31 protein-coding genes are annotated in these 26,723 nt (G+C 70.6%); 18 read left to right on the plus strand and 13 right to left on the minus strand.

Annotated elements, in window-relative coordinates:
* The 3 genes from ABD691_RS28810 to ABD691_RS28820 all read left to right on the plus strand — a co-directional run.
* The coding region (locus tag ABD691_RS28810; protein ID WP_344685069.1) for an LCP family protein at positions 1 to 1,830 on the plus strand (1,830 nt) is incomplete at its 5' end.
* A 105-nt stretch (positions 1,831 to 1,935) separates the two neighbouring features.
* Complete coding sequence (phoU, locus tag ABD691_RS28815) at positions 1,936 to 2,583, plus strand: phosphate signaling complex protein PhoU (RefSeq protein ID WP_344685072.1); 648 nt, start codon at positions 1,936 to 1,938, stop codon at positions 2,581 to 2,583.
* Positions 2,584 to 2,758: 175 nt separating this feature from the next.
* Positions 2,759 to 3,598: a helix-turn-helix domain-containing protein gene (locus tag ABD691_RS28820; protein ID WP_344685073.1), complete on the plus strand. Its 840-nt coding sequence runs from the start codon at positions 2,759 to 2,761 to the stop codon at positions 3,596 to 3,598.
* On the opposite strand, the gene ABD691_RS28825 is transcribed toward ABD691_RS28820, so the two are convergent.
* Positions 3,589 to 4,368 carry a helix-turn-helix domain-containing protein gene (locus ABD691_RS28825; RefSeq protein ID WP_344685075.1) on the minus strand — a complete coding sequence of 260 codons (780 nt, stop codon included), beginning with the start codon at positions 4,366 to 4,368 and terminating at the stop codon, positions 3,589 to 3,591. The two genes, ABD691_RS28820 and ABD691_RS28825, sit on opposite strands and share 10 nt — an antisense overlap.
* Positions 4,369 to 4,470: 102 nt before the next feature.
* On the opposite strand from ABD691_RS28825, the gene ABD691_RS28830 reads away from it, so the two are divergent.
* Positions 4,471 to 4,830: a nuclear transport factor 2 family protein gene (locus ABD691_RS28830; protein ID WP_344685077.1), complete on the plus strand. Its 360-nt coding sequence runs from the start codon at positions 4,471 to 4,473 to the stop codon at positions 4,828 to 4,830.
* Here the strand turns inward: ABD691_RS28830 and ABD691_RS28835 are convergent.
* Both ABD691_RS28835 and ABD691_RS28840 read right to left on the minus strand, forming a co-directional pair.
* Positions 4,790 to 5,710, minus strand: a complete 921-nt coding sequence (locus tag ABD691_RS28835) for a TIGR03564 family F420-dependent LLM class oxidoreductase (protein ID WP_344685079.1) — start codon at positions 5,708 to 5,710, stop codon at positions 4,790 to 4,792. The two genes, ABD691_RS28830 and ABD691_RS28835, sit on opposite strands and share 41 nt — an antisense overlap.
* A complete protein-coding gene (locus tag ABD691_RS28840; RefSeq protein ID WP_344685081.1) occupies positions 5,710 to 6,603 on the minus strand; it encodes a zinc-binding dehydrogenase in 894 nt (297 codons plus the stop codon). Before ABD691_RS28840 ends, ABD691_RS28835 begins: the two co-directional genes overlap by 1 nt.
* A gap of 86 nt (positions 6,604 to 6,689) precedes the next feature.
* Here ABD691_RS28840 and ABD691_RS28845 point away from each other — a divergent pair, with 86 nt between their 5' ends.
* Positions 6,690 to 7,256, plus strand: coding sequence for a TetR/AcrR family transcriptional regulator (locus tag ABD691_RS28845; protein ID WP_344685083.1), 567 nt, complete (start codon positions 6,690 to 6,692; stop codon positions 7,254 to 7,256).
* Between the two features lie 277 nt (positions 7,257 to 7,533).
* Here ABD691_RS28845 and pstB read toward each other — a convergent pair whose 3' ends face one another.
* The 6 genes from pstB to ABD691_RS28875 form a co-directional block, all read right to left on the minus strand.
* Complete coding sequence (gene pstB / locus ABD691_RS28850) at positions 7,534 to 8,310, minus strand: phosphate ABC transporter ATP-binding protein PstB (RefSeq protein ID WP_344685085.1); 777 nt, start codon at positions 8,308 to 8,310, stop codon at positions 7,534 to 7,536.
* Between the two features lie 14 nt (positions 8,311 to 8,324).
* Positions 8,325 to 9,239, minus strand: a complete 915-nt coding sequence (pstA, locus tag ABD691_RS28855; RefSeq protein ID WP_344685087.1) for a phosphate ABC transporter permease PstA — start codon at positions 9,237 to 9,239, stop codon at positions 8,325 to 8,327.
* Positions 9,236 to 10,168: a phosphate ABC transporter permease subunit PstC gene (gene pstC / locus ABD691_RS28860; RefSeq protein WP_344685089.1), complete on the minus strand. Its 933-nt coding sequence runs from the start codon at positions 10,166 to 10,168 to the stop codon at positions 9,236 to 9,238. Before pstC ends, pstA begins: the two co-directional genes overlap by 4 nt.
* 210 nt (positions 10,169 to 10,378) lie before the next feature.
* Positions 10,379 to 11,494: a phosphate ABC transporter substrate-binding protein PstS gene (pstS, locus tag ABD691_RS28865; protein WP_344685090.1), complete on the minus strand. Its 1,116-nt coding sequence runs from the start codon at positions 11,492 to 11,494 to the stop codon at positions 10,379 to 10,381.
* A 238-nt stretch (positions 11,495 to 11,732) separates the two neighbouring features.
* On the minus strand, positions 11,733 to 12,689 hold the full coding sequence (mshD, locus tag ABD691_RS28870; RefSeq protein WP_344685450.1) for a mycothiol synthase: 957 nt from the start codon (positions 12,687 to 12,689) through the stop codon (positions 11,733 to 11,735).
* Between the two features lie 103 nt (positions 12,690 to 12,792).
* Positions 12,793 to 13,533: a winged helix-turn-helix transcriptional regulator gene (locus tag ABD691_RS28875; RefSeq protein ID WP_344685091.1), complete on the minus strand. Its 741-nt coding sequence runs from the start codon at positions 13,531 to 13,533 to the stop codon at positions 12,793 to 12,795.
* Between the two features lie 307 nt (positions 13,534 to 13,840).
* Here ABD691_RS28875 and ABD691_RS28880 point away from each other — a divergent pair, with 307 nt between their 5' ends.
* The 5 genes from ABD691_RS28880 (at position 13,841) to ABD691_RS28900 (ending at position 17,169) form a co-directional block, all read left to right on the plus strand.
* Complete coding sequence (locus tag ABD691_RS28880; RefSeq protein WP_344685093.1) at positions 13,841 to 14,650, plus strand: LmeA family phospholipid-binding protein; 810 nt, start codon at positions 13,841 to 13,843, stop codon at positions 14,648 to 14,650.
* Positions 14,647 to 15,090 carry a TlpA family protein disulfide reductase gene (locus tag ABD691_RS28885; RefSeq protein ID WP_344685095.1) on the plus strand — a complete coding sequence of 148 codons (444 nt, stop codon included), beginning with the start codon at positions 14,647 to 14,649 and terminating at the stop codon, positions 15,088 to 15,090. The genes ABD691_RS28880 and ABD691_RS28885 overlap by 4 nt, the downstream gene beginning before the upstream one ends.
* A gap of 444 nt (positions 15,091 to 15,534) precedes the next feature.
* Positions 15,535 to 15,984, plus strand: coding sequence for a DUF4395 domain-containing protein (locus ABD691_RS28890; protein ID WP_344685097.1), 450 nt, complete (start codon positions 15,535 to 15,537; stop codon positions 15,982 to 15,984).
* Positions 15,985 to 16,015: 31 nt separating this feature from the next.
* Positions 16,016 to 16,861, plus strand: coding sequence for a sulfurtransferase (locus ABD691_RS28895; protein WP_344685098.1), 846 nt, complete (start codon positions 16,016 to 16,018; stop codon positions 16,859 to 16,861).
* A gap of 2 nt (positions 16,862 to 16,863) precedes the next feature.
* Complete coding sequence (locus ABD691_RS28900; protein WP_344685100.1) at positions 16,864 to 17,169, plus strand: DUF1416 domain-containing protein; 306 nt, start codon at positions 16,864 to 16,866, stop codon at positions 17,167 to 17,169.
* A 59-nt stretch (positions 17,170 to 17,228) separates the two neighbouring features.
* Here the strand turns inward: ABD691_RS28900 and ABD691_RS28905 are convergent, their stop codons facing one another.
* Complete coding sequence (locus tag ABD691_RS28905) at positions 17,229 to 17,975, minus strand: class I SAM-dependent methyltransferase (RefSeq protein WP_344685102.1); 747 nt, start codon at positions 17,973 to 17,975, stop codon at positions 17,229 to 17,231.
* Positions 17,976 to 18,212: 237 nt separating this feature from the next.
* Here ABD691_RS28905 and ABD691_RS28910 point away from each other — a divergent pair, with 237 nt between their 5' ends.
* Positions 18,213 to 18,848: a heme-binding beta-barrel domain-containing protein gene (locus tag ABD691_RS28910; protein WP_344685104.1), complete on the plus strand. Its 636-nt coding sequence runs from the start codon at positions 18,213 to 18,215 to the stop codon at positions 18,846 to 18,848.
* A gap of 84 nt (positions 18,849 to 18,932) precedes the next feature.
* Here ABD691_RS28910 and ABD691_RS28915 read toward each other — a convergent pair whose 3' ends face one another.
* Positions 18,933 to 19,781 carry an aminodeoxychorismate lyase gene (locus tag ABD691_RS28915; protein WP_344685105.1) on the minus strand — a complete coding sequence of 283 codons (849 nt, stop codon included), beginning with the start codon at positions 19,779 to 19,781 and terminating at the stop codon, positions 18,933 to 18,935.
* Between the two features lie 123 nt (positions 19,782 to 19,904).
* Between ABD691_RS28915 and ABD691_RS28920 the strand changes: the two genes are divergently transcribed.
* The 5 genes from ABD691_RS28920 (at position 19,905) to ABD691_RS28940 (ending at position 23,999) form a co-directional block, all read left to right on the plus strand.
* Positions 19,905 to 20,336 carry a Fur family transcriptional regulator gene (locus ABD691_RS28920; RefSeq protein ID WP_425565183.1) on the plus strand — a complete coding sequence of 144 codons (432 nt, stop codon included), beginning with the start codon at positions 19,905 to 19,907 and terminating at the stop codon, positions 20,334 to 20,336.
* 127 nt (positions 20,337 to 20,463) lie between these two features.
* A complete protein-coding gene (gene ygfZ / locus ABD691_RS28925; protein WP_344685106.1) occupies positions 20,464 to 21,606 on the plus strand; it encodes a CAF17-like 4Fe-4S cluster assembly/insertion protein YgfZ in 1,143 nt (380 codons plus the stop codon).
* A gap of 107 nt (positions 21,607 to 21,713) precedes the next feature.
* Entirely contained in the window at positions 21,714 to 22,430 is a 717-nt protein-coding gene (locus tag ABD691_RS28930) for a 3-keto-5-aminohexanoate cleavage protein (protein WP_344685107.1), read from the plus strand.
* A 67-nt stretch (positions 22,431 to 22,497) separates the two neighbouring features.
* Positions 22,498 to 23,058, plus strand: coding sequence for an RsiG family protein (locus ABD691_RS28935; protein ID WP_344685109.1), 561 nt, complete (start codon positions 22,498 to 22,500; stop codon positions 23,056 to 23,058).
* 131 nt (positions 23,059 to 23,189) lie between these two features.
* Positions 23,190 to 23,999 carry a methyltransferase domain-containing protein gene (locus ABD691_RS28940; protein WP_344685110.1) on the plus strand — a complete coding sequence of 270 codons (810 nt, stop codon included), beginning with the start codon at positions 23,190 to 23,192 and terminating at the stop codon, positions 23,997 to 23,999.
* 5 nt (positions 24,000 to 24,004) lie between these two features.
* Here ABD691_RS28940 and ABD691_RS28945 read toward each other — a convergent pair whose 3' ends face one another.
* A complete protein-coding gene (locus tag ABD691_RS28945) occupies positions 24,005 to 24,889 on the minus strand; it encodes a DUF8083 family protein (RefSeq protein WP_344685112.1) in 885 nt (294 codons plus the stop codon).
* A 221-nt stretch (positions 24,890 to 25,110) separates the two neighbouring features.
* Here ABD691_RS28945 and ABD691_RS28950 point away from each other — a divergent pair, with 221 nt between their 5' ends.
* Positions 25,111 to 25,293 carry a DUF3073 domain-containing protein gene (locus ABD691_RS28950; RefSeq protein ID WP_344685114.1) on the plus strand — a complete coding sequence of 61 codons (183 nt, stop codon included), beginning with the start codon at positions 25,111 to 25,113 and terminating at the stop codon, positions 25,291 to 25,293.
* A gap of 439 nt (positions 25,294 to 25,732) precedes the next feature.
* Here the strand turns inward: ABD691_RS28950 and ABD691_RS28955 are convergent, their stop codons facing one another.
* Positions 25,733 to 26,185 (minus strand): DUF4396 domain-containing protein, encoded by a 453-nt coding sequence (locus tag ABD691_RS28955; protein WP_344685454.1) that lies wholly within the window; start codon positions 26,183 to 26,185, stop codon positions 25,733 to 25,735.
* Positions 26,186 to 26,242: 57 nt separating this feature from the next.
* On the opposite strand from ABD691_RS28955, the gene ABD691_RS28960 reads away from it, so the two are divergent.
* Positions 26,243 to 26,674: a DUF6153 family protein gene (locus tag ABD691_RS28960; RefSeq protein ID WP_344685116.1), complete on the plus strand. Its 432-nt coding sequence runs from the start codon at positions 26,243 to 26,245 to the stop codon at positions 26,672 to 26,674.
* Positions 26,675 to 26,723: the final 49 nt, after the last annotated feature.

Here is a 26,723-nt window from a genome sequence, read left to right on the forward strand (position 1 = left end):
TCGCCGGAGGCCGGCGAAGCCACCAAGATCACCGAGGCGTTGTCCGGACCCGCCCGGCCGAAGGCCCCGGGCCGGGCGGCTCCGCCGGATCCCGACCTGGAGGCGACCACCCAGCACCCTGCGGTCCCAGCCGGGCCGAAGGCGCCGAACACCCCGCCGACCGCACCGCCGAACACCCCCCAGAACGCACCGCAGGCGCCGAAAGCGAAGCCGACCGGCGAGGAAACCGTCCTCGCCAAGCGACCCGAACGCCCGGAGCCCGCAGAGCCGAAGGGCGACGCGACCGTCCTCGCCCGGCCGGTGCCGAAGGCCGCCGGGAAGCCCGCCGCGCCCAAGCCCGCCACGCCCAAGCCCGCCGCGCCGAAGCCCGCCGAGGAGACCGAGATCGTCCAGGCGCTCGACGCCGAGGACGTGGAGGTCGACGAAGCCGACGAAGAGTCCGGTGCGGACAAGGACGCCGAGGTTCGCGCGATCGACGCGACGCTGGCGCGGTTCTCCGCCGTTCACGACGAGATCGCCGAGGAGGAGGCCGCGCGGCGCAAGAAGTACGCGTGGTTGTTCGGCAAGCGCCGCGAGCCGGAGCTGGGCAGCGACATGCCCTTCGACTACGTCGAGGGCCGCGACGCCGGTGCGTCCCGGATGGAGTGGAAGGCGCAGCAGCGCAAGCGCCGCACCGGGCTGATCATCAAGGCGCTCGCGGTGGCCGCCGCGCTGACCGTGTTCGTCACCATAGGAACGATGTGGGGCGCGAAGGCGTGGGTGGACGCCAAGTTCCGGGAGATCGACTCGCTCGACCCGAACTCCGACTCCATCAAGGACGCCGCGAAGCAGACCGGTGACCAGAACTTCCTGCTGATCGGTTCCGACACCCGGGCAGGGGCGACCGCCGACGACGGCGTCGGCGACACCAACGACGAACCGGGCGCCCGCGCCGACACCACGATGATCGCGCACATCCCGGCCGACCGGAGCCGCGTGGTCGTGGTCTCGTTCCCGCGCGACCTGGAGGTCGCGATCCCCGCCTGCGAGCGGTGGGACGCCGCGACCGGGAAGTACACCGGGCAGCAGGCCGAGGCGCAGCAGAAGGCCAAGCTGAACCAGGCTTACGCCATCGGCGGTCCGAAGTGCACGACCAAGGTGATCCAGCAGCTGTCCGGGCTGTCGATCACCAGCTTCCTGGGCATCGACTTCCAGGGCTTCAAGTCCATGGTGGACTCCGTGCACGGCGTGGAGATCTGCACCGCCAAGCCGGTGATCGACGACGTGATCGGCACCGTGCTGCCGCAGGCCGGCAGGCACACCCTGACCGGTCAGCAGGCGCTGAGCTACGTGCGCGCCCGCCACGTGCAGGGCGACGTGACCTCCGACTACGGCCGGATGGAGCGCCAGCAGCGGTTCCTCTCGGCGCTGCTGCGCAAGACGATGTCCGGGCAGGTGCTGCTCGACCCGAACAAGCTGGGCGGGTTCGTCGAGGCCGTGTCGCAGAACACCTTCGGCGAGAACGTCGGCACCGACCGGCTGCTGGAGCTGGGCCAGTCGCTGCAGGGGCTCGACGCCAGCAAGGTCACCTTCATCACCGTGCCCACCACCGGCTACGCCAACGACGCGGGCCGGGAGGAGCTGCGCGAGGCCGACGCCGACGCGCTGTTCCGGACGATGATCGACGGCGCTCCGGTCGCCCCGCCCGCGCCGCCGCAGAAGGCCGCCGAGACCAGCACGCTGCCGCAGGGCGGTTCGGGGCCGGCCGCGGTCCGCCCGCAGCAGGCGCCCGAGCCGCCGGTGCCCGGTGACCTGTCGACGGTGAACGCGGGAGAGGACGTGTGCGGATGATCTGGTCGCATCCGCGCAGTTGGGAACGGGTTTCTCACGGCTCGTTCATCCCTGGTTCACCACGGCGCGCCTTGTCCGATTCTTCCGAGAAGTACCCTGGTCCCCATGCGTGAGGTCTACCAGGAACAGCTCGGCAAGCTCGCCGACGAACTCGCCTCCATGTCGACGATGGTCGGAAGTGCCATGGAGCGTGCCACCAAGGCGCTCCTGGAGACCGACCTCGAACTGGCCGAGCAGGTCATCGAGGAGGACGTGCAGGTCGACGAGGCCAGGGCGCGGGCCGAGGAGCACGCCTTCGGGCTGCTCGCCCTGCAGGCCCCGGTCGCGGGCGACCTGCGGACGGTGATCTCCACCATCCACGCCGCCGAGGACCTGGAGCGGATGGGCGACCTGGCGCTGCACGTGGCCAAGACCGCGCGGCGCAGGCACCCGCACGCGGTGCTGCCCGAGGACGTCCAGGCGTACTTCGCCGAGATGGGCCGGATCGCGGTGAAGCTCGCAGGCCGCGTCCGCACGGTGATCCGCACCCAGGACGTCGAGGCCGCGCGCGGGCTCGAAGAGGACGACGACGAGATGGACGACCTCCACCGCCACCTGTTCACGGTGATGATGAGCCCGGACTGGTCGCACGGGGTGGCCGCGGCGGTGGACGTGACCCTGCTCGGCCGGTTCTACGAGCGGTTCGCCGACCACGCGGTGGCGGTCGCGCGGCGGGTCGAGTTCATCGTGACCGGCAAGATGCCCTCCGCCTGAGCCGCGCAGCCGCTCGGCAGGCACCGCCCGAGGTTCCGCCACCCGCACCGCCGCGCGCCTTGAGATCGCTTCGCATTCCGTCTTATTAATACTCGGTCTCAGCACTCGATCCTCGCATTCGGTTGTGCGATCCTCGATCGGGTGAGAGCAGTGATCGACAGCCGCGAGGTGCGGCGTGCGTAGGAGCCCGACAGTGCACCGCAGGCGGCTGGGGGCCGAGCTGCGCCGGATGCGCGACAACGCGGGCCGGACGCACCGCGAGGTCGCCGCCCACCTGGACTGCTCCCAGGGCAAGATCAGCCAGATCGAGCTCGGCCGGGTGCCGGTGCGCACCTCCGACGTGCGGCTGATGGCCGAGTTCTACGGCGCCTCCGAGGACCAGGTCTCCGCGCTGATCGACCTCGCCCAGGACTCCAAGCAGCGCGGCTGGTGGCAGGAGTTCCCGACCACCGCGCAGCGGCCCGGCTTCGAGACCTACCTCGGGCTGGAGACTTCGGCCAAGGCGGTCAGCTGCTACGGCACCGATCCGATCCCGGAGCTGCTGCAGACCGCCGACTACAGCACCGCGGTCTTCGCCGCCGAGGGCGAGGAGCTGCGGGAGCGGCTGGCCGTCAGCAACACCCGGCAGCAGCGGCTGCTGGGCGAGAACCCGCTGGAGCTGTGGGCGGTGCTCGACGAGGCCGCGCTCCGGCGGGTCGTCGGCGGTCCGGCGGTGATGCGCCAGCAGCTGGAGCACCTGGTGCTGATGGGCTACCGCCGCAACGTCACCATCCAGGTCCTGCCGTTCGGCGCGGGCGGGCATCCGCTGATGGGCGACCGGATCTCGGTGTTCTCGTTCCCCGACGACGCCGATCCGCAGGTGGTGCACCTGGGCGACTCGGCGAACTCGCGGTTCCTGGACAAGGCGGCCGACACCCGCGGTTACCTGGCCGCGTTCGAGAAGGTCTGCGGCACGGCGCTGAACCCGAAGGACTCCAGCGCGTTCATCTCCGCCGTGGCCGACAGCTACGGCTGACGCAGGGCCTCGGCGGTCGCGGCGTCGGCCGGGAAGAACGACTCGATCGCCAGCTCGGCCAGGGTGACGTCGAGCGGGGTGCCGAAGACCGCGGTCATGCTGATCAGCGCGAGCTCGCGGCCCTGGTGGCGGTAGCGCAGCGGCACCGCGACCTCGCCGGCGCCGGGCAGCTCGACCTCCGGTTCCGGCTGGTCGCAGGGGTATCCGGCGAGCTCGCGGTGCAGCCGGTCGAGGGCCGGATCGGCGGTCGCGGCCACCTGCCTGCGCAGGCGCCCCAGCAAGTGCGCGCGCCACTCGCCGAGGTTGGCGATGCGGGGCGCCATGCCGTCCGGGTGCAGGCTCAGCCGCAGCACGTTGATCGGCGGCGCGAGCAGTTCCTCCGCCGCGCCTTCGAGGAAGATCCCGATGCCGCGGTTGGCATCGACCAGGTTCCAGTCGCGGTCGACCACCACCGCCGGGTGCGGCTCGTGTCCACTTAGGACTTGCCGGATGACGGTGCGGACACTGCTCATCCCGGCCAGCTCCCCCGCCGGGTACGCGGGCGCGTAGCCGCCTGCGAGCAGCAGCCCGTTGCGCTCCCGCAGCGGGATGTCCAGGTGCTCGCTGATGCGCAGGATCATCTCGCTGGTCGGCCGGGAGCGGCCGGTCTCCACGAAGCTCAGGTGCCTGGTGGAGATCTCGGCCTCGGCCGAGAGCTGGAGCTGGCTCATCCGGCGGCGCTCCCGCCACTGCCGCAGCAGCGCGCCCACCGGTGCTGTTGTCGTTGGCACACCTGGAACCTAACCCGCCCGGCCATTACCTCCGAGGTAATCGACGCGATGACGCCGGATCCCGAGGATGGTCGTCGACAACCGACCGGAAGGGATTCGGACATGAACTTCGACGACGTGATCGCCCGCTACCTGGCGGCGTGGAACGAGCGGGACCCGCAGCGCCGCCGGGCCGCGGTCGACGACCTGTGGACCGAGGACGGCACCTACACCGATCCGCTCGCCGCCGCCGCGGGCCGGGACGCCATCGACGCGACGATTTCGGCGGTGCAGGGCAAGTTCCCGGACTTCACCTTCCGCCCCGGCCCGACGGCCGACTCGCACCACAACATCGGCCGCTTCACCTGGGAGCTGGGACCGGAGGGCGGTGCCGCCGTGGTCGTCGGGTTCGACGTCGCGGTGCTCGACGAATCCGGGCGGATCAAGGACGTTCTCGGCTTCCTGGACAAGATTCCCGGTTGATCCCGGCCAGCAGGGCGGTGGTCCGGCGCTGTTCTTCCGCCGTGCCGAACGGGACCGCGACGAACTCGGTCGCCCCCGCGTCGGCGTACCGGCCGAGTTCCCGCCGGACCGCCGCCTCGTCGCCGACGACGGCCACCTCCGCCGGGCCGCCCGCGCCTTCCCGGTCCAGAACGGCGCGGTAGCTGGGAAGTTCCCCGGCGACCGCGAGCCGGCTCCCGAGCAGGTCGCGCGCGCCTGAGGGATCGCCGGTGACGCAGACCATCACCATCACGACCACCCTGGGCGTGCCTGCCGACGCCCGCGTGATCGCCGGGACGATGTGGGTGTCGAGGGTTCGCGGCCCGGCCCACATCGTGACCGTGCCGTCGGCGAGTTCACCCGCGACCCGCAGCATCGCCGGTCCCAGCGCGGCCACCAGCAGCGAAGGGCTCCGCGCCCCCGGAACCTCGACTTCCCCCACGGCTTTGAGCGTTTCGCCCTGGAAGTCCACGCTCTCCCCGCGCAGGAGCGGCCCGAGGGCCGACAGGTACTCGCGCAGGTGGCGCGCGGGTTTGTCGAAGGAAAGCCCGAACTGGCCCTCGATCACGACCTGGTGGCTGAGGCCCACGCCGAGGTCCAGCCGGTTCCCCGTCACCGCCTGGACGGTGAGCGCCTGTCCGGCCAGCGCCAGCGGATGGCGCGGATAGGTGGGCACGATCGCGGTGCCGAGGCGGATGCCGGGTACGGCGCTCCCGGCGACGGCGAGCGTCGTGAGGACGTCCCAGGACGTGTGCTGTCCCAGCCAGAAGGCCGGAAATCCCGCCGCCGCGGCCTTTCCTGCTTCGTCCACAAGGGACTCGTGGCTGCGTCCCCGTTCGTCGAGCGCGAGTCCGATGCGCATCAGCGGACCTCCAGGACGGCCTTGCCGCGGACTTCCCGCCCCAGCAGGGCATCGGCGGCCTCTGCGATCCGGTCCCACGGACCGCGCCAGCCGATCTCCGGCGAAAGCCTGCCCTGCGCGACGAATCCGGCGAGCGCGGCCAGATCGGCGGCGGGCGAGGCGACGTCGCCGAAGGTGTTGAGCGACTTGGACGGACCGATGGCGAACAACGAGTACGGCGGGAACTCGACCGGTTCGCCGGAAGTCCAGCCGATGTTCTGGACGCTCCCGCCGGGGGCGAGGACGTCCCACGCTTCGCGCAGGCCGGGACCACCGACGTTGTCCAGCACGAGGTCGACCGGCGCGATCCCGTCGAGATCGGTCACGACCTCGTGCGCGCCCAGCTCGGCGAGTCCGTCCGTGCGCGTCGCGCGCGCGATCACGTGCGCGCCGCCGATGGCCGCGAGCTGCACCGCGTAGCGGCCGACTCCGCCGGAGGCGCCGGTGACCAGGACCCGCTTGCCGAGGATCGGCGCGGTCCGCAGGGTGCGCAGCGCCGTGAGGCCGGCCATCGGCAGCGCGGCTGCGTCGGAGAGGCCGACGGAGTCGGGGATCTCGGCGACCGCGTCGGCGTCGACGGCCAGGCGCTCCGCCCAGGCGCCGGAGCCGAAGGCGATCACCCGGGCGCCGAGGCGGGGGCCGCCGGCGGCGGTGCGGGCGATGACGCCGGAGGCGTCGTAGCCGTGCACGGTGCCGGGTTCGCGGCCGGCGGCGAAGGAGATTTCGCCGTGGTTGAGGGAGATGTGGTGGACGTCGACGAGCACCTGGCCGGGCTGCGGTTCGGCGGACGCGACGGTTCCGATCCGCAGGTTCGCGGGCGCTTCGGGATCGACGACGAGGGCACGCATCGGCATGTCTTCCTCCATTCAACCGGACCAGCGGTCCGGTTGGGCCACGGTAGCATAGACGGACCGACAGTCCGGTTGCTTGAGGAGGAGCCGTGGCCGAGCGCGCCGACGCCGTCCGCAACCGCCGCGCGGTGCTCGAAGCCGCGCAGCGGCTGCTCACCGAGCGCGGCGGCGCGCACATCTCGCTCGACGCCGTCGCCGCCGAGGCGGGCGTGGGCAAGGGCACGGTGTTCCGCCGCTTCGGCAGCCGGGCGGGCCTGATCCGGGAACTGCTGGAGGAACGCTCGCTCGCCCTGCGGGAAGCCGTGACCGACGGCCCGGCGCCGCTGGGTCCGGGAGCCGCACCGCGCGAGCGGCTGATGGCGTTCCTGGCGGAACTGGCCGGCATCGGCGAGCAGAACGCCGCACTGCTGTCAGCGCACGAGCAGGCGTGCGCCGACCACAAGCACGAGGATCCGAGCTACCGGTTCTGGGCCCAGCACCTCGCGGAGGTGATCAGCGCGGAACGCCCCGACCTGGACGCAGACTTCCTCGGCCACGCGCTCCTGGCCGCCTTCGACGCCGATCTGATCCGGCACATGAACAGCCGCGGCCCCGGCGAGTTCGTTATCGCGCTCCAGGCGATGGCCGCGGCGTTGCTCGACTCGCCAGGAAAGTGAGGGGCCTGAAAAGCACGCGGGCCCCGGAGAAACCTCCGAGGCCCGCGGCCTTCGCCAGGAAGCCAACTTGCCCCAGCGCTTGTTCTCTTGTCTTCAAGCGGCGCAGCCGCTTAGCCCACGCACGCAGGACGACCACCCGCGGGTTCTCAGGCGTCGTCTCGCGAGGACAGCTTTTTCCGTCGTATTGGACATACGTCGGAAAAAGATCCCGCAGCGAGGCGGCGCCTGAGGTTCCGCCACCCGCACCGCCAAGCAAAACGAGCCGGACAACCGAGAATCAGCCGAACCGCCCCGAGATGTAGTCCTCGGTCGCCTTCTGGCTCGGGTTGGAGAAGATCTTGCCCGTCTCGTCGATCTCGACGAGCTCGCCGGGCTGGCCCACCGCGCGCAGGTTGAAAAACGCCGTCTGCTCGCTGACGCGCGCCGCCTGCTGCATGTTGTGGGTCACGATGACGATCGTGTACTCCTGCTTGAGCTCCGAGATCAGGTCCTCGATCGCCAGCGTGGAGATCGGGTCCAGCGCCGAGCACGGCTCGTCCATCAGCAGCACGTCCGGCTTGACCGCGATCGCCCGTGCGATGCACAGCCGCTGCTGCTGACCGCCGGAGAGGCCGCCGCCCGGCCGGTTCAGCCGGTCCTTGACCTCTTCCCACAGGTTCGCGCCGCGCAGGGCGCGCTCGGCGATCTCGTCGAGGTGCTTCTTGTTCTTCTCGCCCGCGAGCTTCAGGCCCGCCACCACGTTGTCCCGGATGGACATCGTCGGGAACGGGTTGGCGCGCTGGAACACCATGCCGATGGTGCGGCGCACCTGCACCGGGTCGACCTTGGTGTCGTAGATGTCCTCGCCGTCGAGCAGCACCCGGCCGTCGACGCGGGCGCCGGGGATGACCTCGTGCATGCGGTTCAGCGAGCGCAGCACGGTCGACTTGCCGCAACCCGATGGTCCGATGAACGCCGTGACACTGCGGGCGGGCACCTGCAGCGTCACGTCCTGCACGGCGTGGAACTTGCCGTAGAACAGGTTCAGGTCCTTGATGTCGAGACGCTTGGCCATGAGTGGTAACCGCCCTACTTGGTCTTGACCGCGAACAGCTTGGACAACAGCGTGGCCAAGAGGTTGATGAGCATGATGACGACGACGAGCGTCAGCGCGGCGCCCCACATCCGGTAGTCGCCGGCCGCGGTGCCGGTGCTGCGTTCCATGAAGATGGTCAGCGGCAGCGACGCCATCTCGCCCTGGAACAGGTTGAAGCTGATGGAGTTCGCGTACCCCACCAGGATCAGCAGCGGCGCGGTCTCGCCCAGCACGCGGGCCAGGCCGAGCATCACACCGGTCACGATGCCCGACAGCGCCGTCGGCAGCACGATCTTCACGATCGTCTTCCACTTCGGCACGCCCAGCGCGTAGGACGCCTCGCGCAGCTCGTCGGGCACGATCAGCAGCATCGTCTCGGTGACCCGGACGACCACCGGCAGCATCAGCAGCACCAGCGACAGCGCCACCGCGAAGCCGCTCTTGTTCAGCCCGAACGTGGTGATCCACAGGGCGTAGATGAACAGACCGGCCACGATCGAGGGCAGACCGCTGAGGATGTCGACCATGAAGGTCGCGACCCTGGCGAACCGGGAGTCCCGGCCGTACTCGATCAGGTAAACGCCGACCAGCACGCCCAGCGGCACCGAGATCACCGCGCAGACCAGGCCCTGCAGCAGGGTTCCGATCAGCGCGTGGTAGATGCCGCCGCCGAAGTCGGTCGGCAGCAGGCCGTTGAACGAGTGCGTCCACCAGTCAGCGGCCAGCAGCGGGGTGAGCCCGCGCTGGAGCAGCGTGAACAGCACCCACAGCAGCGGGATCACGGCGAGCACGAAGGCCGCCGCGAACACCGTGGTGGCGATGTTGTTCTTCAGCTTCCGGCCGAAGCTCAGCCGGTGGAACGCCGGCGGCGTCGCCAGCTGTTCGACGTCGGCGGTGTCGGTCCTCATGCTTTCCCCTTACCGCTGGCGCTCTCGATCCAGCGCGCCAGCGCGTTCACCGCGAACGTGATGATGAACAGCACCAGACCGGCCGCGATGTAGGCGCCGACCTGGAGCGGGTTGTTGAACTCGCCGGAGGCGAGCGCGATCCGCGAGGCGAAGGTGGCGCCGGCGTCGAAGATGCTGTAGTTCGGCCGCTCGAAGACCAGGCTGAGGATGATCGTCAGCGCCACGGTCTCGCCGAGCGCGCGCCCCAGGCCCAGCATCGAACCGCCGATGAAACCGTTGCGGCCGAACGGCCAGACGGTGGTGCGCACGACCTCCCACTTGGTGGCGCCCAGCGCCAGTGCGCCCTCGATGTGGGCGGTGGGGGTGCGCTGGAAGACCTCGCGGGTGACACCGGTGATCGTCGGGATGATCATCACCGCCAGCACGACGCCCGCGGTGAACACGTTGCCGCCGCTGGCCAGCGTGTTGATGTTGCCGGGGCCGAAGATCGGGATCCAGCCGAGGGTCTCGTTCAGCCAGACCGCCACCGGGCGCAGCACCGGGGCCAGCACCAGGAAGCCCCAGAGGCCGTAGATCACCGACGGCACCGCGGCCAGCAGGTCGACGATGTAGGCGAACGGCCGGGCGAGCCCGCGCGGCGCGTACTGGGTGAGGAACAGCGCGATCCCGCAGGAGATCGGCATCGCCAGGATCAGCGCGACCACCGAGCTCGCCACCGTGATCCACGCCAGGTCGATCACGCCGAAGTGCAGGTTCTTCGGATCTCGGGTGTCCCAAACGCCGCTGAGCAGGAAGTTCTCCTGGTTCAGCTGGAGCGAGGGCACCGCCCGGATCAGCAGGAAGATCCCGATCGCCGCGATGAGCACCACGACGAAGGCACCGGAACCAATCGCGAGCGAGGAGAACACTCGGTCGCCGATGCGGACCACCTTCTTGCGGTCCGCCGTGAGATCGGGAGCGGAAATGGGAGCCTCCGGTCCGGGACTGGGCGCCGAAACGCCCCGCGGGGCACCGGTGCTCTCACCGGTGCCCGCAGGGCGTGTATCGGCTCTGGTCGAGTCGGTCACTGCTGGTTGCAGCCTCTCACTTCTCAGGACCGGTGAGTCCGCCGGGCTGCGCCGGACTCACCGGTACCGGCCTCAGGAGATCGCGTTGACCGCTTCGAGGACCTTGGTCTTGAAGCTCTCCGGCAGCGGGACGTAGCCGGACTTCTCGAGCTCCTGGGGGTTGGCGTTGGCGGCGACCGTCATGACCGCCTTGACGGCCTTGGCGGTCTCCGGGTCGTAGCCCTTCGAGCAGACGATCTCGTAGGTGTTGAGCACGATCGGGTAGACGCCCGCGGCCTTGTTGCCGTAGATCGAGTCCAGGTCCACGCGCAGGTCGTGGCCCTCGCCCTCGATCTTGGCGCCCTCGATCGCCTTGCCGACGTTGGCGGTGGACAGCTCCACCGGACCGGCACCGCTGTCGATCTTGGCGATGCCCAGGCCGAGGTTCTTCGGGAACGACCACTCGACGTAGGTGATGCCGCCCGGGGTGGCCTTGACCGACTGGGCGACCTGGTCGCTGCCGTCGCGGCCCTGGCCGACGCCGGGACCGGGGCGGAACTGCTTGCCCTCACCGGTCCACGCGCCGTTGGTGGCGGTGGCCAGGTACTTCTGGAAGTTGTCCGAGGTGCCGGACTCGTCCGAGCGGAAGAACGGGACGATGTCCAGGTCGGGCAGCTGCGCACCCGGGTTGGCCTGGGCGATCGCCGGGTCGTTCCACTTCTTGATCTGGCCCTGGTAGATCTTGGAGATCAGGTCCGGGGTCAGCGTCAGGTCGCTGACGCCGGGGACGTTGTAGGAGATCGCGACCGGGCCGAAGACCATCGGCAGGTTCCAGGCCGGGTTGCCCTGGCAGCGCTGGGCCGCGGCGGCGACCTCGCCCTTCTCCTCGCTCAGCGGCGAGTCCGAGCCGCCGAAGTCGATCTGGCCCGCGTTGAAGCCGGCGACGCCCTTGCCGGAGCCGGACTTGGTGTAGTTCAGCGTCTGGCCCGCGCACTTCAGGCCGTAGTCCCGGGCGAAGACGTCCATCGCGTTCTTCTGCGCGGACGAGCCCTCGGCGGACACGGGCTTGGTTCCGCACTCGACCTGGAGGCCCTCAAGCGCGGGGTTCCCGCCGCCCTGGGGCACGTTCTGGTCGCTGCCACAGGCCGAGAGCACGAGCGTGCCCGCTGCGAGGAAGCCGAGTGCAGCGCTGTGCCGCTTGATCTTCACTTCGTTCCTCCACTCAAGGAATCACCGGCGGATGCGCGGCAGGGCCCGCGAGCCCGTGCTGTTGTTCTGCCGCTGGCCCCGAACGCTAAGCAGCCGGGGTGGACGTGCGCCGCCCTCCAGGTGAACCCGAGGTGAACAAGGCACGCTTAGTAAGCGGACACACGTCGTATCGGGTGATGTCCGCGACTCCAGCGTGATCATCTTGTTTGCGTTAAGTGACCTGAGCCACCGAACCGGGTTACCTGCCGAACTGCACGTCGGTGTCCCACCGCTGGAACCCCAATCGCTGGTAGACCCGGATGGCGGGCTCGTTGTCCGCTTCGACGTAGAGCATCACCCGACGGCAGCCAGTGTCGCGCAGGTGCCGGAGTCCGGCCACAGTGAGTGACCGACCCAGCCCGTTACCCTGAGTGTCGGGATCAACACCCACTACGTACACTTCGCCCGTTCCGTCCGGATGCACCTTGGTCCAGTGGAAGCCGAGCAGCCGGTCATCGGCGTTGACCGCGAGCAGGAACCCGGCCGGGTCGAACCACTCCTCCTTCTCCTTGAGGCGCAGATCCGACTCCGTCATACCGCCCTGCTCGGGGTGCCATGAGAACGCACGGTGATTGACCCGGACGACCTCGGCCTCGTCCAGCCCCACCCGGAACGCGCGGATCGCCACCCCCGGCGGCAGCTCCACCTCGGGCAGCTCGGCGTCCAGCTCCCGGCCCATCCGCCACAGCTCGCGGGGCCGGACGAACCCGAACCGCTCGGCCAGCCGCAGGGCGCCCGGGTGCTCGCCGTGCGACCAGATCCGCAGCCTGCCGGTGTCGGTGTCGGACTCGACCGCCTCGGCGGGCAGGTCGGCGCGGTCGAGCAGCGCCTCGACCAGCCGGGTGCCCACGCCCTGGCGGCGGTGGTCCGGGTGCACCGCCAGCTCCGCGACGAGCTGGCCCGCGCTCTTCTCGTGCTCGGTGTCGAGGTGGGCGTAGCCGGCCAGCACCCCGCCGGGGTCGCGCACCACGAAGTGCTCGGAGCCGACCAGGTCTGCCTGCACCGGCTCGATCTGGTGCACCACGTCCCGATGCGCCTTCAACCTGAGGATCACGTGTTCGCCGACCGGGGCCACCCCGTCGGCTCGTTCGGTCTCGTGGAGCAGGCCCATGACCTCGGCCGCCTCCGCCTTGTCCAGTCCGTTCCGCCACGTCAGCTGCACGCCGTCGACGTTACCCCGGCGCGGGCTCGGTTCCAGGGGACGAAACGGACCGCGTCCGGCCCCCTGGAGCAGCGGGGGCCGGACGCGGGATCCCGGTTCAGCGGGCGGACGCGGTCTCGGTCTCCGCCGGGGCCTCCGCGACGGCTTCCTCGGCGATCGGCGAGGAGCTGCTGCGCGCGGGCCGCACGAACTTGTAGCCCACGTTGCGCACGGTGCCGATCATGGAGTCGTACTCCGGGCCGAGCTTGGCGCGCAGCCGCCGGACGTGGACGTCCACGGTGCGGGTGCCGCCGAAGAAGTCGTAGCCCCAGACCTCCTGCAGCAGCTGGGCGCGGGTGAACACCCGGCCCGCGTGCTGCGCGAGGTACTTCAGCAGCTCGAACTCCTTGTAGGTCAGCTCCAGCGCCCGGCCCTTGAGCCGCGCGGTGTAGGTGGACTCCTCGATGACCAGGTCGCCGACCGACAGCGCGTCGGCGTCGCCGCCGCCCTCGGCGTTGCGGCGGGTGGTCAGCAGGCGCAGCCGGGCGTCGATCTCGGCGGGACCTGCGGTCGGCAGCAGGATGTCGTCGACACCCCATTCCGAGCTGACGGTCACCAGCCCGCCCTCGTTGACGATCGCGAGCACCGGCGCGTCACCGACGGCGAGCACCCGGCACAGGTCGCGGGCACCGGCGAGGTCGGTGCGGGCGTCGACGAGGACCACGTCGTGGGAACCGGCGGACAGGATCGCGCCCGGCTCCGGCGGCAGCGCGCGCACCCGGTGCGGCAGCAGGGCCAGCGCGGGCAGCGCGGCTTCGCAGTCTTGGTCGCTGGTGAGCAGCAGCAGATCAGAACTCATCGGAGTCCTCCGTCCCAGGGCTCGAGAATCAGCCGGCGGCGGTGGGAAAACGGTCATCCTCTACGGGAGACGCGGCGGACGACCCGGCTTCGTTGCCTGTGGATGGCTAGGAGAATAACCGAAACACCTGGGAAAAGCCCAGGTGAAGCATTTCGGGTCACAATTGTGAACCGCAGGCGAACGCAGGTTACGGCGATGTGTCGTGCCCCTGGCGGCCGGCCGGGCGTCCGGCGGACGGCGGATACAGTGACCACGCACGATCGTGGTCCAGCCACGCGCCCGACCAGGAACGGACGGACAGCTAGCCGTGAAGAAGCTCGTCATCACCCTAGTCGTCGTCATCGGCCTGTTCGTCGCGGCCGACTTCGGCGCGGCGGCGGTCGCCGAGTACCAGGTGTCGAAGAAGATGCGCACCGAGCTCCGGCTGGCCGAGGACCCGGAAGTGCGGATCAACGGGTTCCCGTTCCTCTGGCAGGCCGCCTGGGGCGACTACCGCGACGTCCGGCTCAGCGCCCGCTCCGTGCAGGTCGGGCAGCTCAGCGAGGTCGGCGTCGAGGCGGACCTGCACCACGCGCGGGTCTCCGCCGCGGACGTGATCTCCGGTACCGCCGACAAGGTCCAGGTCGACGAGGTCGTCGGCCGGGTCAAGCTCAAGGCGTCCGACATCGCCCGGTACATCGGCATCACCGACCTGACCATCAACCCGGCGCCCAAGGACGCGCTCAGCGGCGAGGACTCCGGCGGCGGTGAGCAGAGCGGCGGGGACAGCCCCAGCAGCACCGTCGACCGCACCCGCACGGTCGTGCAGCTCGACGGATCGGTGAACATCGCCGGGGAGAACACGCAGGTCAAGGTGATCGCGGTGCTGTCGCTGCTGAACGGCCAGCTCAAGATCGAACCGCGCAAGCTCGACATCGTGACCGGCACCTACGGCGAGATCCCGATCCCGGACGTGTTCGAGAAGGCGGTGCTGAACCGCTTCAACACCAGCCTCGACCCGGGTCTGCTGCCGTTCGCGGTCACCCCGACCGCGGTGGGTGTGGAGACCGGCGCGCTGATCGTCGAGGGCACCGCCCGGGACGTCACGCTCGGACCGGACGGGATGACCACCGGATGAGCGCCGGGGTGTGGGTGCTGCTGGCCGCGGTCGCCGCGACGCTGGTCTTCGGGCTGGTGTGGCGGGCCAGGGAGGGCCGGGTGCGCGCCACCGCCGACCACGACGACGAGGGGACCGCGTTGGACCACTTCCCCGCGGAACTGCGGCAGCGGCTCGACGACGAGCCGTCCGCGGACGTGACCCTGGTGCAGTTCTCCACCACGTTCTGCGCGCCGTGCAGGCACACCCGCATCCTGCTCGCCGACTTCGCCGAGCGCACCGACGGCGTGCACCACGTCGACATCGACCTGACCGACCACCCCGAGTGGTCCACCCCGCTGGGCGTGCACCGCACGCCCACGACGCTCGCGCTCGACGGCGCGGGGCGCGAGATCTTCCGCGTCGCCGGAGTCCCGCGGCGGGAGGAGCTGGGGTCCGCGCTGCGCCCCTTTCTCCCCTGAACCGGCCAGCCCCCTGAACCGGCCGACCTCCCCTGAACCGACCGGCCTTCCCCGAACCAGCCAGCCTCTCCCCGAGCCGACCGGGCCTCTGCCGACCCGGCCGGGTCGGCCTTCCCCGTCCGGACCAGCCGCTCCTGGACCGGGCTAGCCGGTTCGAGCGAACCTGGCAACAGCCCATCGGCCGAACGGCCGCAAACGGGCTCCTGCGTCCCACCCAGTGAACGACCTTTCCGCCTACCGGTCATCGGGGTAACCTCGCGCCCGTGCATGTACTGCTGACCAGAAGGCGTGCGGTGGACTTCTGCCGCATGGGCAGCAGCCTGTGTTGGAGGCACTGACCGGGCGGTAGTGCGGATGCCTTCGGTTGTGCCTTCCACCGGCAAACGCATCCCGACCGCCTCACGGGCTCGGCAGCCAAGTCCACGGTCACCGAAAGGGCCTTCCATGTCCGCCGGAACTCTCGACCCACGCGGGGTCCGCTTCACCGCGGCGCTGACGAGCGCCATCCTCGCCCTCGGACTGGTCACCGCGAGCTGGCGGGTGCTGGCCGCCCAGACCCTGCTGTTCGCGTTGTGCGCGTTCATCGGGATGCAGCTGAACCCGTGGGGTTACGTGTACCGGCGGGCCGTCCAACCACGGCTGGACCCGGTTCCGGCCGAGGAGCGCGAGGACCCGGCTCCGGTGCGCTTCTCGCAGGGCGTCGGGTTCGTGTTCGCGTTGGTCGCGACCGTCGGCTACGCGTCGGGCCTGACAACGCTCGGTCTCGTGGCCAACGCCTTCGCTCTGGTGGCAGCACTGCTCAACGCGGTGTTCGGGTACTGCCTCGGCTGCCAGCTGTACCTGGTGATCCGCCGGGTGGCGCCGGCCGGATGGTCCACATCAGACACTCGATAACCGACTGTACGAAGGAAGAAGGAGTCGCTCGATGAGCCGTGAAGAGGTCCTGGTCTCCACCGATTGGGCCGAGCAGAACCTGAACACCGCGGGTGTCGTGTTCGCGGAGGTGGACGAGGACACGACCGCCTACGACGGCGGCCACATCCCGGGCGCCATCAAGCTGGACTGGAAGAACGAACTGCAGGACCACGTCCGCCGCGACTTCGTCAACCGTGAGGGCTTCGAGAAGCTGCTGTCCGCCAAGGGGATCAGCAACGACGACACGGTGATCCTCTACGGCGGCAACAACAACTGGTTCGCCGCCTACGCCTACTGGTACTTCAAGCTGTACGGCCACTCCGACGTCAAGCTGCTCGACGGCGGGCGCAAGAAGTGGGAGCTCGACGGCCGGGAGCTGACCAAGGACGAGCCGAACAAGGCCGCCACCGCGTACCAGGCGCAGGAGCCGGACACCTCGATCCGCGCGTTCCGCGACGAGGTCGTCGACGCGATCGGCAACAAGAACCTGGTCGACGTCCGCTCGCCCGACGAGTTCGCGGGCAAGCTGCTCGCCCCGGCCCACCTGCCGCAGGAGTCCGCGCAGCGCGCGGGCCACATCCCGTCGGCGATCAACGTGCCGTGGAGCAAGGCCGCGAACGAGGACGGCACCTTCAAGTCCGACGACGACCTGCGCCAGGTCTACGGCGAGGCCGGTCTGGACAGCGGCAAGGACACCATCGCCTACTGCCGGATCGGGGAGCGCTCGTCGCACACCTGGTTCGTGCTGCGCGAACTGCTCGGCCACACCAACGTCAAGAACTACGACGGTTCGTGGACCGAGTACGGCTCGCTGGTCGGCGTGCCGATCGAGAACCCCCAGGAACAGGGAGCGTGAACATGAGCGCGAACGGATGCGGAGCGCCGGAGCAGGGCGCGACGGCGGTCGCCGAGGACACCGACCAGATCGTGGTGACGGGCAAGGTCCGCGCCGGTGAGCAGCCGGTGGGCGGCGCGTTCGTGCGGCTGCTCGACGGTTCCGGCGAGTTCACCGCCGAGGTCGTCTCCTCCCCGGAGGGCGACTTCCGGTTCTACGCCGCGCCGGGCACCTGGACCGTCCGCGCGCTGCACCGCGACGGCAAGGGCCAGGCCGAGGTCTCGGCCGCCGGCCCCGGTGTCCACGCCGTGGACGTGGCCGTGGCCTGACCGGCCGGACGCGAAAACGCCGGTGCCGCTCACCGCGAGCGGCACCGGCGTTTCGCCGTTCAGGCGCGCTTCGAGCGCAGCAGCGCGAAGGCGCGCTCGTCGCGGTCCTGGCTGGCCGGGTCGGAGCCCTCGGTGCAGCCGACCGTGGTGAAGTCCAGAACGTCCCAGCCGGTGCGGGCGAACAGCCGCCGGAGCCCGGTCTCGGAGAAGATCCAGAAGTTGGTGGCGTCGTTGTTGGCCTCGGCCGGGTCCAGCAGGTAGGCGACCGGCTGCCCCTGAAGCCGGGTCTCGTGGTCCGGCGCGAGCTGCGCGATCCGGGTCGAGACGAAGCACAGGTCGGCGCGCGCCGACAGCGCCTCCAGCACGAAGAACGGGTTCTTCAGGTGGTAGAGCAGCCCGAGGAAGAACACCGCGTGGTAGTGCTCGGCGGGCAGGCTGAACTGCGCGTCCAGGTCGATCTCGTGCACCTGGGTGGACGACCCCAGCTCCTCGACCAGCCGCCGCGCGCCGCGCAGACCGTTGAAGTTCGTGGGCGCGTTGTCGATCAGGTCGACCTGGCAGCCCAGCTCGGACTCGAGGAAGAAGCCGAAGTCGCCGTCGGCGGCACCGATGTCGGCGATCCGGCCCCCGGCGATGGAGTCGAACACCGACCGCCGCGGCCCGGACAGCAGCGCGTCCAGGTGCAGGACGTTGGCCATCGTGTCGTACGGGTACCAGCCGAAGTCGGCGGGCGCGATCTTGTCCTTGCGGGCCAGCAGGTCCTCGCGGAAGGCCAACGCCCGTTCGCGCAACGTGTCGAAGTCCATCAGTTCCAGTCCTGGAGTCGCCGGGGTCTAGCTCTGCACCGCCCAGATCATGCCCGACGCCACACTCCACGGGGGCCACCTGGTGGTTATCCTCTGCACGTGGACCTTGTTGAATTCCTGCACTACAGCATGATCACCCTGCTCGGCATCGCCACCATCATGGTGATCTGGTTCGCCGGTTACGTGGTGTACCGCCTCTACAACGACTGACGCGTTTCACCAGGTAATCTGCTGTCGATGACTGCGAACCAGCCGGAGCGCGGTTCGGGTGACGCGGCCGTGCAGGCCGCTGCCGAGCGCGCCGAACAGACCCGGGACCGCAACGTTCCCGAATTCGACGACCTGCCGGGGCCCGGCGACACCGCCAACCTGCGACTCGGCGCCGAGCTGAACGACGCCTGCCTGTCGCTGCTGCCGCTGGTCGGCGTCTGGCGCGGGGACGGGGAGGCCAGGCACCCGTCGCTGGACGAGCCGTACTGGTTCCGCCAGCAGGTGACCTTCGCCCACGACGGCGGGCCGTTCCTGTACTACGAGAGCCGCGCCTGGCGGCTCGACGGCGAGGGCGGCGAGGTCGTCGGCCCGGCGTTCCGCGAGGTCGGCTGGTGGCGCCCGCAGCCGGACGACACCATCGAGGTCCTGCTGGTGCACTCCAGCGGCGTCTCGGAGATGTTCTTCGGCAAGCCGCGCAACCAGACCACCTGGGAGTTCGCGACCGACGCGGTGATCCGCACCCCCAGCGCCGAGGACGCGACCGCGGCGAGCCGGCTGTACGGCGTGGTCGACGGCGCGCTCGCCTACGTCGAGGAGCGGGCGACCTCCCAGCACGAGCTCCAGCCGCGCCTGTCGGCCCGGCTCGAACGCGTAGTGGGCTGACCCAACCCGCCACCGTCCTCAAGCGGCGCCAGCCGCTTAGCCCAAGCCCGCACCGCCACGCCGAACGAGCCGAACAAAACAACATCAGTAGTTCGACTCGTACAAGCCGGTGATCTCGTCGTGCAGCTCGTCGTTCACCTTGATCCCGGTGCCGTCGACCGTGTGGATCCGGGTGATCTTCCGGACGCTGGACGCCAGCCAGACGCCGTCGGAGTTCAGCAGCTCCTCCGCCGGGAAGTTCTCCACCCGGGTCTCCCAGCCCGCCTTCTCCGCCGCGCGGAACAGCGCGCCCTGGGTGGTGCCGGGCAGGATGCCGGTGTTCGGCGGGGTGGTGATCAGCGTGCGGCCCTTGGCCAGCACCACGTTGGAAGTCGGCCCTTCCAGCGCGGTGCCGTCCGTGGCGACGAAGACGACCTCGTCCGCGCCCCGGGACCGGGCCTCCCGCAGCGCGGCCATGTTCACCGCGTACGACAGCGTCTTGGCCGACAGCAGCAGCCAGGGCGCGCGCTCCATCAGGTCCGGCGCGTAACCGCGTTCCAGCGTCACCACCGCGACGCCGTCGCGGCGCTTGCGGATGGTCTCCGGGCCGACCTGCATGCCCATCGCGAAGCCGGTCGGGGTGCCGTCGCCGTCGTCGATGCCGCGCGAGCAGACCAGCTTGAGCGCCAGCTCCGGGTCGGTGTCCCACGGCCAGTTGTCGATGACCGCGCGCGCCGCCCGCTCCCACGCCCCGCGCTCGGGCAGCGTCATCTCCATCATCCGCGCGGACCGCTCCAGGCGGTCCAGGTGCGGCCCGAGCTCACGCGGTTCGCGGTCGACGACGAGGATGGTTTCGAAGATGCCGTCCCCGCGCACGACGCTCAGGTCGTCGGCGCGCAGCAGCGGCGCCTCCGGGTCGACGATGGTCCCGTCCAGAAGTGCCAGTACGCGCATGCCCGCAGACTAGACCCGGTTCCGCACCGGTTCGCGCCGCGGTGGTGCGAGCGCCGCAACTCCGGCGTGTTCGCGGAGTTACGATCGGCGGTGACCACGTCCGCACCGACCCGGGAGCAGGCTGTGAGGAACCAGGGATCGCTGCGCAGCACCCTGCACCAGCGCGGGATGCGGATGACCCCGCAGCGCCAGCTGGTCCTGGACGCGGTGCGCGAGCTGGGGCACGCAACCCCCGAGCAGGTGTGCAAGCGGGTCCAGGGCACCGCGGCGACGGTCAACATCACGACCGTCTACCGCTCGCTGGACCTGCTCGAACAGCTCGGCCTGGTCCGGCACACCCACCTCGGGCACGGCGCGCCGACGTACTCGGCCGACGAGCACGAGCACGTGCACCTGGTCTGCCACCACTGCGGCGCGATCGACGAGGTGCCCTGCGAACTGCTCGACGGCCTCGCCGACCTGCTCGCCGAGCAGCGCGGGTTCGCCCTCGACGCCAGCCACCTCGGGCTGTCCGGCACCTGCCGGAACTGCCGCGAGAACCCGACCGCCGTGTGACCGGCCGACGCATCGCGGCCGACCGCGCTCGGGCGTTTTGCGGGACACTGGAGGACTGACGGGCCACGCGTCCCGGTCCGTCGAGGCGGATCGGGTGCGGGTGCCCGCACGACACCGAGGAGCTCGGATGAGATCACCCCTGCTGGACCTGCCCGGCGCCGTCGCGCCGCCGGACGACTCGGCCGACGCCGGGGTGCCCTGGCACTTCGGCGACCCGTTCGCCGAGCAGCGGTCGGCGGCCCGCGCCGCGGTCGTCGTCGACCGGTCGCACCGGCAGGTCATCGCGGTCCCCGGCGAGGAGCGGCTGAGCTGGCTGCACCTGATGCTCTCGCAGCACATGACCGACCTCGCCGAAGGTCAGGGCACCGAGGCGCTGGTGCTCGACAGCCAGGGTCGGGTCGACTGCCACATGGGCGTCGCCCACCTCGACGGCGTCGTCTACCTGGACACCGAGCCCGGCGCGCAGGCGTCCAGCGCGCTGCCGTCGATGGGCGTCGACGGCAAGCAGCCGCTGCTGGAGTACCTGGACGCGATGCGGTTCTGGTCGAAGGTGGAAACCCGCGACGTCACCGACGAGTTCGCGGTGCTGACGGTGATCGGCCCGGACGCGCGCGAGCTGCTGGGCCGGTTCGCGACCGTGCCGGAGCAGGCGAACGCCGTGGCCGGGCTGCCCGGCGGCGGTTTCGTCCGCACCGCGCCGCTGCGCGGGCTGTTCGCAGCCGACCTCGTGGTGCCGCGCGGCGAGCTCGTCGACTGGTGGACGAAGCTGACCGACGCCGGTGTCCGGCCCGCCGGGTCGATGGCGTACGAGGCGCTGCGCGTGGAGGCGCTGCGCCCGCGCGTAGGGTTCGACACCGACGAGCGCGCGCTGCCGCACGAACTCGGCTGGGTGCACGTCGCCGCGCACGTGGCCAAGGGCTGCTATCGCGGGCAGGAAACCGTCGCCAAGATCCACAACGTGGGCAAGCCGCCGCGCCGGATGGTGCTGCTGCACCTGGACGGTTCGGTCGAGATCCGGCCGGAGACCGGGGATCCCGTGTGGCACGGCGAGCGCAAGATCGGCCGGGTGGGCAGCGTCGTCCTGCACCACGAGCTCGGCCCGATCGCGCTTGCGCTGCTCAAGCGGACCGCCCCGGTTGACTCCGAGCTGGTCGCCGGTGATCCGGAGCAGGACCGGGCCGTGGCCGCCGCCGTCGATCCCGACTCGGTTCCGCCCGACACCGGCGAGCCGCCGGGGCGGATCGCCGCGCAGGCCATCAAGGGGCGTTGACCACCAGGGGCTGCTGAGCATCGGAGAGTTCTGAGTCCCGCGCGGATCGCCGCACGCGGAGCGACGATGCGCGCACGCGGCGCAGCGGCTGTGCCAGTATCGAGGTCATGACAGCCTTGCCTCACGGCACAGTCCTGGCCGTCGCGCCCACTGGCACCCGCAGCGACGACGAGGTGCCGGGGTTGCCGGTGGCCCCGGACGAGATCGCCCGGGCGGTGGCCGACTGCGAGCGCGTCGGCGCGTCGGTCGTCGACCTCGAACCTCGCCGGGGCACGGTGCTGGCCGACGTGGTGGCCGCGGTGCGCGCCCGTTCGGCCGTGCTGATCCGGATCACCGCGCACGCCCGGGCCGAGACGCTGCCCGAGCTGCTGGACTGCGGAGCCGACGTGATCGCGTGCCCGCTGGACGCCCCCGAGGAGTTCGCCGACGACCTACGCGATCGCGCCCGGGAACAGGGCGTCGCCGTGCACTACGAGGCCAGGACCCTCGATGAGCTGCGAAAACTCCCCGCGGACGCCACGCACGTCGTCCTGGTGTTTGACGAGCGGGGTATGCCTGGGGACGTGCAAACCTTCTCAGCCGCGCTCGACCTGCTGCCCACGAGCGCGTCGTTCACCGCCAGCGGGGTCGGACCGGCGAACCTGCCGGTGATGCTGACCGCGCTGGCGGCGGGCGGTCATCTGCGGGTCGGGCTGGCCGACTCGCCCCTGTACTCCGACGACGTCCCGGCCCGGGACAACGCGCAGCTGGTCGCGCGCGCCGCCGGGCTGGCCAAGATCGCCCAACGGCCTCCACTGGCCCGCGCCGCGGAGGTGCTGACGTGACACCAGTGCCGAAACAACGTCCGCCCAAGTGCTGGCGGGCACGCACGAGTTACCGGAGGATGGACACGTGATCGAAGTCCGCCCGGGTGGACGGCGCCGCATCGACAGGGTCCTGTCCCCGGACTACACCAGTGGCATCGAAGGCCGCGACCTCGGCGCGGTGCGCGAGCTGCGGGACGAGGCCGCGCAGGAGGAGACCGACCTGTCGTACCTGCGCAGGCTGCTGCACGTGCGGATCGACATCGTGCGCGCCGAGCAGCGCAGGCGCTGCGAGGACGGTTCGGCGTCGGTGGTCGAGCAGCTGGTCAGCATCCTGTCGGACAACGCGGTCGGCCCGGCCACCGGATCCGGCCGGTACCAGACGATCGAGCCCTCCCGCGCCGAGGCGCACCGCAGGCAGGTCGAGGCGCTGGTCTCCGATGTGGACCTGTCCGACGTGATGTCGCTTTCGGACGCCAAGCTCGACGCCGCGCTGCGCGCCTACACCTCGGAGGAGGACTCGGTGTCGCAGCGGCGGCGCGAGGTGCAGGCCGTGGTCGACCGGCTCAACTCCGAGATCGCGCGCCGCTACCGGGAAGGCGCGGCGTCGGTGGACGACCTGCTCGCCCAGGAACGGGACTCCACCTGAGGAGTCCACTGAGGACCATTCCACTGCCAGGGGCCCGCGCGGATGATCCGCGCGGGCCCTTCCGCGTTCCCGGCCGTCGATCTATACTGCTCATATACTGATACTTATCTCCCAAATTGTGAGACACGACCATGGCTGAGCAGCAGGACATCTACACGCACGGACATCACGAGAGCGTGCTGCGATCGCACCGCTGGCGCACTGCGGAGAACTCCGCGGCCTACCTGATCCCGCACCTGCGCCCCGGCATCGAAGTGCTGGACATCGGCTGCGGACCCGGGACCATCACGCTGGACTTCGCCCGGCTGGTCGCGCCCGGGACCGTGGTCGGAGTGGACAACGTGGACGACCCGCTGCGGATCGCGCGGGCCGAGGCCGAGGCGTCCGGACTCGCGAACGTCTCCTTCCGCAACGCCGACGGCTACCGGCTGCCGTTCGCCGACGACTCCTTCGACGTCGTGCACGCCCACCAGGTGCTGCAGCACCTGACCGAACCGGTCGCCGCGCTGCGGGAGATGCGCCGGGTCTGCCGGCCGGGCGGAATCGTCGCGGCCAGGGACGCCGACTACGGCGGCATGCGCTGGTCGCCCGACGTCCCCGGCCTGGACACCTGGCTGGAGCTGTACCGGGCGGTGGCGGCGAGCAACGACGCCTTCCCCGACGGCGGTCGCCTGCTCAAGGGATGGGCGCGCGCGGCGGGTTTCACCGACATCACCTGCACCGCGTCGGGATGGTGCTTCGACACCCCGGAGGAGCGCGCCTGGTGGGGCGGGCTGTGGGCGGACCGGATCCGGCGGTCCTCGTTCGCCGACCAGGCGCTGGAACGGGGCCTGACCACCCGCGAGCAGCTGGAGGACCTGGCCGCCGCCTGGCACGCGTGGATCGACTCGCCGGACGGCTGGTTCGCGGTCCTCAACGGCGAGATCGTCTGCCGCGCCTGACGCGATCAGTTGTAGCGTTCGCGGGCGGCGAACTCGGCCCAGAAGTCCCGCAGGGCCTCGTAGCGGTCGCCGACCTCGGCCGCGTCGCCCGACTCCATCGCGTCGACGATCGCGTGCACGTCCTCGGCCGAGGTGTCGGCCATCAGGTCGTTCTCGCTCATCATCTGCACCAGGCCGCCGTAGTCCAGCTCGACGGCCGAGTGCGGGTGGAAGCGCTCCAGCCAGCGGCCCGTCTCGCGCAGGATCTTGGTCGGGCCCTCGTCGCCGAGCGAGTCCTTGGCCACCGAGTGCGCCCGCGCGACCCGCCGCCGCGCGTCGGCCATCGCCGCCCGCCAGGACACCCGGCGCCGGGTGCCGTTGGCCGAGTCGACCGTCCGGCGTTCGGTCGGGTCGACGAGCACGAACCAGGGCAGCGGGACCGTCCAGGTCGACGACAGCACGTGCACGGCACCGTCCGCGAGCTCGCCGACCACCGCGCTGGCGTGCACCTTCGCCTTCTCCACCGGCTGCGACAGCACCGCCGACCGCAGCGGCAGCTCGGCCTCGCCGAGGAACCCGACGAGCGCGGCTGCCGACCGGCCGCGCAGGTCCAGCGGGCACACCAGCGGGCCGGGGCCGACGGTCGCGCTCGCACCGGTCGGGACATCGGCGGGGTCGAGCAGCAGGACCTCGCCGGACTCCAGCGGGCGCCCGTCCGGCGACTCGCACGGCAGCAGCCGGGGCGGTGCCGCGATCTGCGACCGCAGCCACATGTCCTGCTCACGGACCCCTGCGTCGAAGACCTCGACCGGGCCGCGGCGCACCGCGGCTGCCAGCTGCTCGCGCAGCGGCGAGTCGAAGGAGGACAAGGGTTCGTACACCCTCAGGTAGGCGACGAACGGCTCTGGCACAGCGTGCATCGTCCCATGCCCGCGACCGGCGCCGTCGGCTACCCACGAGCCCCGATCGCGCCTGGGGGCAACGTCACCGAAGACACGCTCACTCAGTCCCGGCACCACGTCGCATCCAACCGCATCGACACGGTACGGTAGTTACAGGAAAAGTTGTCGAGATCATGCGGGGCCGCCGTTCCCCTGGCCGCCCTGCACACCCTGCGCGAGGGGGTCGAGCCATGGGGCGCGGCCGGGCTAAGGCCAAGCAGACGAAGGTGGCCCGCGAGCTTAAATACAGCTCCCCCACCATGGACGTCGAGGCGTTGCAGCGTGAGCTGTCGTCCTCGACGCCGCCTGGCGAGCGGTCCGACGAGGACCGTGACGACTCATACGACGACGGGTACGACGACTACCGGCGTTGACGTGCGGACCACCGGGCGAGCGACGCTCGACGCCGTTCGCCCGGTGGCCTGTGCTGCCGGAAGCCGCCGTGATCCAACCCGTAGCGGGTGGGTTAACGAGCTGTGGTCACCTGAAACATCAACATCGAAGTCCGACGATCGACGTGAGTGGCGCACCCGGTTTTTCCGGGGCCGCCACTCACGTCTTTGTCGTGTCCGGATGACTGCCGCCTCGAATGAACGCGGCTTCGGATGGCTGTCGCTTCAGATGACTGCGGGCGCGGATGACCTCGGGGCCCGGGGAAGTTTGAAGGTCGGCGTACGGGCCGCCTCTCGGCGAATGGCACTGCAAGGCTCCAGCCGAACGGTATTCCAAGCAGGCGGTAGTTGGAGCCCGGGGGCACACGTACACCGACCACTCCTACAACGGCCGGCAGCGGCGGATGATTCCCGCTCGCCGTCAGTCGTTGTGGTGAACGTGGTGGACGACCGCGTGGCCCTTGCCCCTGCCGATCATCCACTTGTTCAACGGCACGGTCAGCACGAACGCGACCAGCAGCGAGAAGGCCAGCGCCGCCCAGAACAGCGCGGTCAGCGGTCCGGCGTCCATCGCGCCCGGGACCGCGACCATCACCGCGTTGTCCACGACCTCCATCACCGCGATGGAGGCAGTGTCGGCGGCGAGCGCGAGCTTGAGCGCCGCCGCGAAGCCGACGCCCGCGCGCAGCACGCCGCGCATCGTCAGCGCGTAGCCGAACACGAACGCGAGCGCGACGGCGAGCACGACCGTGGCCGTGTTGTGCAGGCCGGCCGCGGTGCCGATCACCATGCCCAGGACCTCGCCGATCGCGCAGCCGGTGAGGCAGTGCAGGGTCGCGGAGGCCGCGGTCGACCAGGTGGCTGTCGAAGTCATCATCGGGTTCACCCCCGCACCGGTGAACAACTACCCCTAGGGGGTATATTCCGGCTCATGCGGACGAACGTGGCGGGAAGCGGGCCGAGGCGCCTGCTGCTCGTCGCGCTCGTGGTCTTCGGCGTGATCGCGATGCACCAGCTCCCGGTCCCGCACGAAGCGCAGGCCGCCCCGGTCGTCGAGCACGCGCACCACCAGCAGGGGCACGAAGCGGCGCCCCAGGTCGCTGAGCAGGCGCACGAAGCACTTCGGCCAGTCGCCGAACAGGCGCACGAATCCGGCGGCGCCGGCTCCGACCACTCGCCGCTGCACCTGTGCCTGGCGGTGCTGGCCGCCGCGGTCGGCCTGCTGCTCGCGCTGCGGTGGATCGCGACCGTCCGCCCGTTCCAGCGGCCCGTTCGTTCCCGGCTCATCGACGGCAGGATGCGGCCTCGGCCGCCGCCCTGCACGACTCCTGACGTCCACTTCCTGCGAGTGCTCCGGCTGTGAGGGCGACTCGCCCCCTCACCTGCCCGAAAACTCTCGAAGGAGACAACGT

Source organism: Saccharopolyspora taberi, from assembly GCF_039534165.1.
In the GTDB taxonomy this organism is placed as follows: domain Bacteria; phylum Actinomycetota; class Actinomycetes; order Mycobacteriales; family Pseudonocardiaceae; genus Saccharopolyspora_D; species Saccharopolyspora_D taberi.